We start from the raw sequence: 8,744 nt of genomic DNA on the forward strand, positions 1-8,744 counted from the left end.
TTCATTCCCCCTTCTTGTTGATTATGAGCGCATTATACGTATAAATGGTATCGGGATAAATCGGTTGATTTTTTTTCAGCAGAAATTGAATCGTATTTTGTAAAGCCCGGATCAGCGCCTGATCCAAATCCTTCCGCGCCAGCTCGCGCACCTCATCGACTCCTGAAAAAATGCGGCCAGGTTCAATATAATCTGCCACATAAACAATTTTATCAAGCAAGGTCATTTCCGCACGGCCAGATGTATGATAGCGAATCGCGTTTAAAATTTCCTCATCCTCAATCCCTACTTCTGTTCGCACTAAATAAGCACCAACTGGCGCATGCCAAAGCTCAGAATGATACGAAAGTAAATCTTTGGGCATATTTTGCTCTAAAATGATTTGTTTCATTTCCTCTTTTGGACGAAACTTCGCATAATCGTGAAAAATCGCAGCCAATTCAGCTTTCTTTTCATCTTCTCCATAACGCCGGGCTAGTTCAATCGCGGTTTCCATTACGCCGATCGTGTGCTCATAGCGATGTTCAGTCAACTGTTTTTTTACAATCTCCAACGCTTCATGACGATTCATATAATCCCTTCCCCTCAATATACAATCTGACGCGCTCTGGCACTAAGTATCGAATACTTTTTCCTTCCCTCACACGTTCGCGAATAAGCGAAGAAGAAACAGCGAATTCCGGACTCTCTACCTCGATTAATGGATAGGATGTGCGAAGCGAAAAGCCCGGACGTCCGACCCCAACAAATGTCACCAGATGAGCCAGCTCATGGATCCGATACCAATTCGGCAAATATTCTACCATGTCCGCCCCGATAATAAAATAAAATTGATGCTTAGGATACAGTTCCTTGAGTTGACAGATAGTATCATACGTATAGGATGGGCCTTCCCTTTGCAATTCGATCGTTTCAATTTTAAATTGTGGATGATCGCTAATGGCTAGCTCAAGCATATGAAGTCGATCGGCGCTATCTGTTATTTGTTCATAATGCTTATGTGGAGGAATCCGATTGGGCATAAACCAAATTTCTGATAGATCTAATGCCTGCAACACTTCATTCGCCATTAGCAAATGTCCATTATGCGGCGGATCAAAAGTTCCTCCAAAAATTCCAATTTTACTCATTTTCCCCTCTCCTTAGTGAGCTGGGTATTTTCAGCGAGGCAAAATGATTTGTTTGTTTTCTTTTGATTCTTTATAAAGCACAATGGTATTACCTATCGTTTGTACAATGTCTGCTCCTGCTCCATTGGCCAGTTGCGTCGCTACTGTGTCTTTATCCTCCTCGCAGTTTTGCAGCACACTTACTTTAATAAGCTCACGCGCTTCTAACGCATCGATGATTTGTTTGATCATATTTTCGCCGACTCCACCTTTTCCCACTTGAAAAATCGGCTTTAAATGATGGGCCTTTGCACGTAAAAACCGTTTTTGCTTACCTGTTAACATACGCTTCCTCCTAGCTGTTGAATCACGATTTGTTTCATGCGTTTGACATCAGGAAAGATTCCCGTCCATTTTTCAAATGCCAACGCTCCTTGATAAATAAACATCCCAACCCCATTTTGCACAATGGCACGTTTCTGTCGCGCCTCTTGCAGCCACTTTGTTTCCAATGGATTGTAAATAATGTCACTTACAACCGTATCGGCTTCTAAGCGATCAAGCGATAGCGGCATCGCTTCAACGTTCGGATAAAGGCCGACAGGAGTCGTATTAATGATGATCTCATATTCATCAAGATGTTTTTCCGCTTCCTCGATTGAATAAACAGATGAGTCAATTGAGACATCTGCTTCCTCGATGAGTTGCGTAGCGGTACTTCTTGTCCGGTTGCAAATATCAATTCGTGCCGCCTGTTCACTAGCTAATGCAAAATAAATGCCTCTGGCCGCTCCCCCTGCTCCAACGAGCAAAATCCGTTTTCCTTTAATGACGGTCTTTGTTTCTTCACAAAGAGCTCGCACAAAGCCAGGGCCATCTGTATTATAGCCGATTAACCGTCCGTTTTCATTAACAATCGTATTGACAGCCCCAATGCGCTGGGCCATCTCATCAATTTCATCAAGCAGCGGCATAACCGCTGTTTTGTGCGGAATCGTGACGTTTGCTCCTGCAATACCGAGCGCTTTTAGACCTTGGATAGCCGCTGGAAGCTGATCTTTTTCAACATGAAAGGCATGGTAATAAGCCTCTATTCCCAATTGCTGAAAAACGCCATTGTGCATTAGCGGCGACAATGAATGATGCACAGGGCAACCAATCACTCCATAAAGTTGTTTCATTTTCTTCTCCCCCTAAAACAACGAAATTAAATCAGCGATTTCCTAAGCAGCACGTTCACACCTTTTGGCACATGTGCGACGACATGAGCTCCCGGCTCGTTGCACGTCACCCAGCCTAGTCCAGAAAAAACAATATCCGTTTTTGGCTCTTTAATGGTAAACGAGTGGGCAACTAAAGAAGGAAACTCCTCTGCATAGCTTTTTCGCGGCGGCTGCAGCAAATCCCCTTTTTGTTTCTCATAAAGCTCATCGGCCTTTTCTATTTTTGTTCGATGAATCAGTAATTCATTGGAAAAATAACATACAAACGAGCGCCGTCCTCCTTTTACATAATCAAGCCGAGCCAGTCCCCCAAAAAATAGGGTCTGCTGTTCGTTGACTTGGTACACCTTTGGATGAATTTCCCGCTTCGGAGTAATCTTTTTTAAGTCTTTTTTATCAACATAGTGCGCCATTTGGTGCTGATTGATAATCCCAGGAGTATCATAAAGCATGGCCCCATCATCAAGCGGTATCTCGATCAAGTCTAGCGTTGTGCCTGGAAAATATGAGGTTGTAATGACACTTCCTTTACCTGTCGCCTCTTTAATCAGGCGATTAATAAATGTCGATTTGCCCACATTGGTACAGCCGACTACGTATACGTCTTTGCCGGAACGATGCTTCTCTATCGCTTCCATCACTTTCTTGATGCCGATTCCTTTCGCAGCGCTGATTAAGCACACATCTAGCGGCTGAAGCCCTAGTTCCTTTGCAGATGCTTTCATCCATTGCACAAGCTTATTGTATTTAACAGATTTCGGAAGCAAGTCTACTTTGTTGCCGACAAGCAAAATCGGATTATTGCGTCCAACAAAACGATGCAGCCCTGGCAACCAGCTGCCGTTAAAATCAAAAATATCAACAATTTTTACAACTAATGCATTCGATTGGCCAATTCCATGCAAAATTTTCAAAAAATCATCATCTGTCAAAGAGACATCTTGAATTTCATTATAATGCTTGAGTCGAAAACAACGCTGGCAAATGACCTCTTCCTTTTCCAAAGCGGCAGGAGGGGCATAGCCTATTTTATTTTGATCTTCTGTCTGAATCAGCACTCCGCAACCAATACAATGAATCATCTTCTCATTCCTCCCAATAAACCATTCCTTTTCGTTTCATCATCTCTAACAGCTTTCGTTCGATTTTTCGATTAAATCTCGTCCAAAATCCATCGGTTTGCGCTACAGGTACCACTAAAATCGTATGCATGCCAAGCCGGTTTCCACCCAGTATGTCAGTCAACAATTGATCGCCGATGACAACCGCTTCCTCCTTTTTCAAATTCATTTCCCGCAAAGCTTGGCGAAACGCTCGAACCATAGGTTTCCGCGCTGCAAAAATAAAAGGGATCTCAAGAGGAGCTGCGAACGCTCTCACTCTATTTTCATTATTATTAGACACGATCACAATCTGAATGCCGTGTTTTTTCATTTCCGCAAACCATTTGATAAGCTGTGGCGTCGCAGCCGGGCGATCCCATTCCACCAGCGTGTTGTCGAGATCGGTGATAATTCCTTTGATTCCTTTTTGCTTTAATTCATCTGGAGTGATGTCAAGAACACTTTTGACATATTCATTCGGCAAAAAATATTGAAGCATTTTCCCACACCTTTCGTTTCTCTTCCAGCTTCCCTCATCATACATAATTTTTGTGCCAGTTTCAAAACAAACTTTGACAAATATATACAAACCTAAAAAATTTTTCGACAAAATTCTTCATATCTTCAAGTTGTGGATAAGTTTACTCACATCATTCACAAGCCATCTATAATGCTTTTTAATGTTTATAAACAACTTTTCCACATATTATCCACTGTTTGTTGTGGATAATAGAACGATTGTTCTCTATGCATAATCGTGGTAAAGTATAGGAAAGATAACTTACCATTATATGTATTGGTTGTTACTTTTATACCATTGTTAAAGGAGGTTTCTCACCATGAAGCGTTTACCGGACGATTTGCTTATCGAATCGTATTATAAAGCGAAGGAGCTTAAGCTAAGCCCTGAGTTTATTGAAATGATTGAAAGAGAAATTCTCCGACGCTCATTAGGACATAAAATCAAGCTTTCATCATAATAACGGAGCCATCAGGCTCTTTTTTTATTTTTATTTCCAAAATCCGATTCGTTCTCCTACTTTAATGGCCATCGGGACCGTCATTCGCGAATCGATCTCCACGCTATCTTTTTCAAATAATAAAACAACGGTCGAACCAAATGAGAAATAGGCCATTTCTTGTCCTTTAATCAATTGATCGTGAGGATGAGTAAGCTCTATGCTATTGACAAACATAGCCCCTACCTTCACAATGGCCACATGCTTACCATCTGAGTTCACCTCTGTAATCATTCGGTAGTTTTTCGATAGCGGTCGCCTTCCATATTTTAGACCAAGCCGATTCACAGGATAGGATTTTGCGCCAAGTGACCATTGGCGAGTTACAACACCAGATATTGGGCTATGAATTCGATGATAATGACTTGGGCTCAAATATAAAATAACAAAGAGTCCGTTTAAATATTTTTCAGCTAGAGCATCACTTCCCAGCATTTCTGGAATTGAATACTGCTTTCCTTTCACAGTGATATCTTTTTGTTCACTGATGATTCCAATATCTTCAATAACCGCATCCACCGGGCTAATGATGCTGTCTTCCGCTTCATCAATCGGTCTTGCTCCTTCTTTTAGCTTGCGAATAAATAATTGTTGAAGCGTTTTGTAGTGATTTAAGCTTTTTTCCATCTCCTCTTGATTAATTCGATATATTTTTGCATAGGATGGTATTAACCAAGCACTTAACCGTGATTTGGTAAAAAAAGCAATGAATTTTGAAGAAACTGCATGATTTGTTAATTCAATCATGAAGCGATATAACCATTTTAACAACCAGATTCCCTCCAATTTTATGTAAAATCATGTTTTACTACTTCCCATATTATAAATAAAATGATTATAATGGGAAGTGTATATTTGTCGTTCCGTTCCATAGTTGAAAAGGAGTGAGGAGAAATGTTTTTATCGGATTATCTGGATCACACGCTAAAGAAACTAAAAACACACACCGCTAACATATTAACATTAACGAATCTTGCCTTGGGAGGCTTATCCGTTATATTCACGATGAAAGGACAATTAAATGCCAGCCTGTTGCTCATTTTTTTGGCAGCACTCGCTGACCGCTTTGACGGAACGGTAGCTCGGAAGCTTCATATTGAATCTGAGCTCGGCAAACAGTTGGACTCAATGAGTGATATTATATCATTTGGAGTCGCTCCTGCACTATTGATTTACCAAAGTTTATTGCACGATTTTGGAGCGCCTGGCGCGTTTTTTACGATTTTATATATCGGCTGCGGGGCATTTCGTTTGGCGCGATTTAATATTACCGAAAATAACGGCTATTTTTCCGGCTTGCCTATCACAGCAGCTGGTGTGCTTCTCACCTTGAGTTATTTAACGATCCACTATTTCCCACCACAATTTTTTATTTTCCTAATCATGATTTTATCTTTTCTCATGGTTGGAACCTTTAAGCTCAAAAAAATGTAAATTTGCTGCCCAATCTCCTTGGGCAGCTTTTTTTTTGAAATCCAGAGACAGGTTCTCCCTTTCCCGCTATTTAAACTTTTGCCGTTCCCATGTCAACCAGCGAACCGCTTCACAGAAGCATTCGGATACTTTCTGTCATTTACATCTTTTGTAAAAAAACCGACTGCTTTTATCATCATTTTTCAACATGATCTTACATATTTTTTAAGTTTCATACTAAATTCTCTTTTCAAGCTATTGCATTAATTATATGATAAATTTGAATACATCATATGTGTCGAGCAAAGACGAAGCAATCATCATAGCATTTTGAGCAAGTAATGGAGGGGTTATTTTGGATAAAACGACAATTATCGGCATTATTCTTGGTATTATTGCGGTAGGGTTCGGAATGTATTTTAAAGGAGTCAGCCCAAGCGTTTTGCTGAATCCAGCTGCTTTTCTCATTATCATTGTCGGGACGGCAGCTGCTGTGACAATTGCTTTCCCTATGCGTGACATTAAACGGCTTCCTAAGCTGTTTGGCGTCATTTTTAAGGAACAAAAGATTCCAACTATTGAAGAGTTGATCCCTTTGTTTGTTGAATGGGCGAATATCGCACGCCGTGAAGGATTACTGGCACTCGAAGCAAAAGTCGCCGAAATCGATGATCCGTTTTTACGTAACGGACTCAGCCTTGCGATTGACGGGCAAACGCAAGACTTTATTCGCGATGTCATGTCTGAAGAAATTGCGGCTATGGAGGAACGTCATCAAGCGAATGCCGCTATTTTTACGCAAGCAGGTACATATGCTCCGACGCTTGGAGTATTGGGGGCAGTGGTCGGATTGATCGCAGCTTTGGGAAATATGGACAATGTAACCGAGCTCGGACACGCTATCAGTGCCGCATTCGTTGCGACACTATTAGGGATTTTTACCGGATATGTATTATGGCACCCATTCGCTAACAAGCTAAAACAAAAATCGAAGGAAGAGGTAAAAGTCAGACAAGTCATGATTGAAGGAGTGTTGTCCATTTTAGAAGGACAGGCGCCTCGCTCAATCGAACAAAAATTAGCGTCCTACCTCCCAGAAAAAGAACGAAAAAAATTAATGGAGCAGGGAGAGGCAAAAGATGAGTAAAAAAAAGAAGTCGCAGCATGATGACCATATTAATGAATCATGGCTGATTCCTTATGCCGATCTTTTGACATTACTGCTTGCGCTTTTTATCGTTTTATTCGCAAGCAGCCAGATCGATCAAAAAAAATTCCAAGAGATCGCCCGCTCCTTCAGCAGCGCTTTATCGGGCGGAGCAGGAGTCTTGGATTTCCCAAGCCCTGTAGAGCAGGACAATCCCCAAACATCGCTGCCAGATAAGGAAAAACTAACGAAAAATCAACAAGCGAAAAATGAACAGAAAGAGCTGCAGCAAATTCAAGCAAAAATTAATCAATATATCGAACAGCAGCATTTGCAAGGTGAACTAAAAACAACGCTAACGGAAGAAGGATTGTTGGTCACCATTTTAAACGATGTTTTATTTGACTCTGGAAGCGCTGAAGTAAGGCCGCAAGACCGACAAATCGCATCAGAAATTTCTCGGCTGCTTGTCATGAATCCGCCGCGCAACATTATCGTTAGCGGCCATACAGACAATGTGCCGATCCGCAACTCCAACTTTTCATCCAACTGGGAGCTAAGCGTCATGAGGGCTGTCAACTTTATGAAGCTGCTATTAGAAAACAAACAGCTCGATCCCCGCTTATTCAGCGCCAAAGGCTATGGCGAGTTTAAACCGGTGGCATCTAATGGTACTCCAGAGGGGCGCATGAAAAACCGACGCGTCGAGATTTTAATTGCGCCAAACACAACAGCCAACTAGACTTCTCATTCCTGAGCTCTGTCCCAAAGCTCAGGAAATAGATGAAAAAGGGGCTGTCTGATAAGTCCCTAAAATGAAACAAGTGGAGAAAAACGAGCCGTTTTTCTCCACTTGCTTTTGTATTTTTTCGATTTTTCTTCGAAAGTAGCTGGCGGATGCCTGCTACTTTCAGTATGTTGTGGGCTAACGCCACAATTCCAAACTCGACATGTACCTTGTCGAGACCCCGCAATGAAAATCTGCGGAACGACCGATTGCCCTTGATGTGACCGAACACACTTTCTACTTCGACTTTGCGCCGAGCGTAGATGGCGGCTTTCTCTTCACATTCAAGGGCTGTTTTTGCCTTCGCTTTCATTTCTTCGAAGACGGTATTCCAGTGAACTTGACGATTGCCCTTCGCCTTCGTGCATTTCGCTTTTAATGGGCAATCTGTACAATCTTCACATTCGTATATTTTGAAGCTTTGTTCATAACCAGATGGATTCTTTTGGTTTTGATATTTTTTAAATGTTACTTTCCTTCCATTCGGGCAAATAAAACAATCATCTTGCTCACAATAGGTCCAGTTTTTCGCATTTTAATGTCCTTTTTGTATTTGCGTGTCTGTTCTTGTACATAGGATCCATAAGGAATGAGAAAATCAAATCGAGGCTCTTTCTCATCACCAATCGCATATACATAGTTTTCTTCACTGCCATATCCTGCATCTGCAATGACTGTTTTGGGCATCGGTAATGAAGTGGACGCTAGCTTCTCCAAATGTGGGATAAAGCAACGTGTATCGGTTGGTCGTTGATGAATGGTATAAAACAAGATAAACTGATTCTCTGTCCCGATTTGCACATTATACCCTGGCTTCAGTTGACCATTTTTCATATGATCTTCTTTCATTCGCATAAAAGTTGCGTCTTTATCCGTTTTTGAATAGCTGTTACGATCGCCAAAGATTTCGTTCTGCTCCTTGTATTTGGCTAGTCGAGGTAAA

Annotated in this window: 13 protein-coding genes; 4 read left to right on the top strand and 9 right to left on the bottom strand. The window is 41.4% G+C overall.

Annotation, left to right across the window (positions count from 1 at the left end):
* Position 1 precedes the first annotated feature (1 nt).
* Genes yqeK through GGQ95_RS05900 form a run of 6 tightly spaced genes read right to left on the bottom strand, consistent with a single transcriptional unit; the run spans position 2 to position 3,934 of the window.
* On the bottom strand, positions 2-571 hold the full coding sequence (gene yqeK, locus GGQ95_RS05875) for a bis(5'-nucleosyl)-tetraphosphatase (symmetrical) YqeK (RefSeq protein ID WP_066145975.1): 570 nt from the start codon (positions 569-571) through the stop codon (positions 2-4).
* On the bottom strand, positions 558-1,130 hold the full coding sequence (locus tag GGQ95_RS05880; RefSeq protein ID WP_066145979.1) for a nicotinate-nucleotide adenylyltransferase: 573 nt from the start codon (positions 1,128-1,130) through the stop codon (positions 558-560). Before GGQ95_RS05880 ends, yqeK begins: the two co-directional genes overlap by 14 nt.
* Positions 1,131-1,160: 30 nt before the next feature.
* On the bottom strand, positions 1,161-1,454 hold the full coding sequence (gene yhbY / locus GGQ95_RS05885; protein ID WP_066145982.1) for a ribosome assembly RNA-binding protein YhbY: 294 nt from the start codon (positions 1,452-1,454) through the stop codon (positions 1,161-1,163).
* Entirely contained in the window at positions 1,448-2,290 is an 843-nt protein-coding gene (gene aroE, locus GGQ95_RS05890) for a shikimate dehydrogenase (protein WP_080862277.1), read from the bottom strand. Before aroE ends, yhbY begins: the two co-directional genes overlap by 7 nt.
* Positions 2,291-2,316: 26 nt before the next feature.
* On the bottom strand, positions 2,317-3,414 hold the full coding sequence (gene yqeH, locus GGQ95_RS05895; RefSeq protein WP_183186471.1) for a ribosome biogenesis GTPase YqeH: 1,098 nt from the start codon (positions 3,412-3,414) through the stop codon (positions 2,317-2,319).
* Between the two features lie 4 nt (positions 3,415-3,418).
* Complete coding sequence (locus tag GGQ95_RS05900; protein ID WP_066145991.1) at positions 3,419-3,934, bottom strand: YqeG family HAD IIIA-type phosphatase; 516 nt, start codon at positions 3,932-3,934, stop codon at positions 3,419-3,421.
* A gap of 340 nt (positions 3,935-4,274) precedes the next feature.
* Here GGQ95_RS05900 and GGQ95_RS05905 point away from each other — a divergent pair, with 340 nt between their 5' ends.
* Positions 4,275-4,415, top strand: coding sequence for a sporulation histidine kinase inhibitor Sda (locus tag GGQ95_RS05905; protein WP_063504925.1), 141 nt, complete (start codon positions 4,275-4,277; stop codon positions 4,413-4,415).
* Positions 4,416-4,445: 30 nt separating this feature from the next.
* Here GGQ95_RS05905 and GGQ95_RS05910 read toward each other — a convergent pair whose 3' ends face one another.
* Positions 4,446-5,225: a phosphatidylserine decarboxylase gene (locus GGQ95_RS05910; protein ID WP_066145995.1), complete on the bottom strand. Its 780-nt coding sequence runs from the start codon at positions 5,223-5,225 to the stop codon at positions 4,446-4,448.
* A gap of 123 nt (positions 5,226-5,348) precedes the next feature.
* On the opposite strand from GGQ95_RS05910, the gene pssA reads away from it, so the two are divergent.
* The 3 genes from pssA to motB all read left to right on the top strand — a co-directional run bounded on the left by pssA (position 5,349) and on the right by motB (position 7,756).
* Positions 5,349-5,888: a CDP-diacylglycerol--serine O-phosphatidyltransferase gene (gene pssA, locus GGQ95_RS05915; protein WP_044744597.1), complete on the top strand. Its 540-nt coding sequence runs from the start codon at positions 5,349-5,351 to the stop codon at positions 5,886-5,888.
* 334 nt (positions 5,889-6,222) lie between these two features.
* Entirely contained in the window at positions 6,223-7,014 is a 792-nt protein-coding gene (gene motA / locus GGQ95_RS05920) for a flagellar motor stator protein MotA (protein ID WP_066145999.1), read from the top strand.
* Positions 7,007-7,756 carry a flagellar motor protein MotB gene (gene motB / locus GGQ95_RS05925; protein ID WP_183186472.1) on the top strand — a complete coding sequence of 250 codons (750 nt, stop codon included), beginning with the start codon at positions 7,007-7,009 and terminating at the stop codon, positions 7,754-7,756. The genes motA and motB overlap by 8 nt, the downstream gene beginning before the upstream one ends.
* Here motB and GGQ95_RS18575 read toward each other — a convergent pair.
* Both GGQ95_RS18575 and GGQ95_RS18580 read right to left on the bottom strand, forming a co-directional pair.
* A complete protein-coding gene (locus tag GGQ95_RS18575; protein WP_312856942.1) occupies positions 7,680-8,294 on the bottom strand; it encodes a transposase in 615 nt (204 codons plus the stop codon). The genes motB and GGQ95_RS18575 overlap by 77 nt on opposite strands.
* Positions 8,270-8,744 (bottom strand): transposase (locus GGQ95_RS18580; protein ID WP_221212001.1); only part of this gene is annotated, 475 nt, incomplete at its 5' end. The genes GGQ95_RS18575 and GGQ95_RS18580, both read right to left, overlap by 25 nt.

This window comes from Anoxybacteroides rupiense, from assembly GCF_014196195.1.
Lineage (GTDB): Bacteria > Bacillota > Bacilli > Bacillales > Anoxybacillaceae > Anoxybacteroides > Anoxybacteroides rupiense.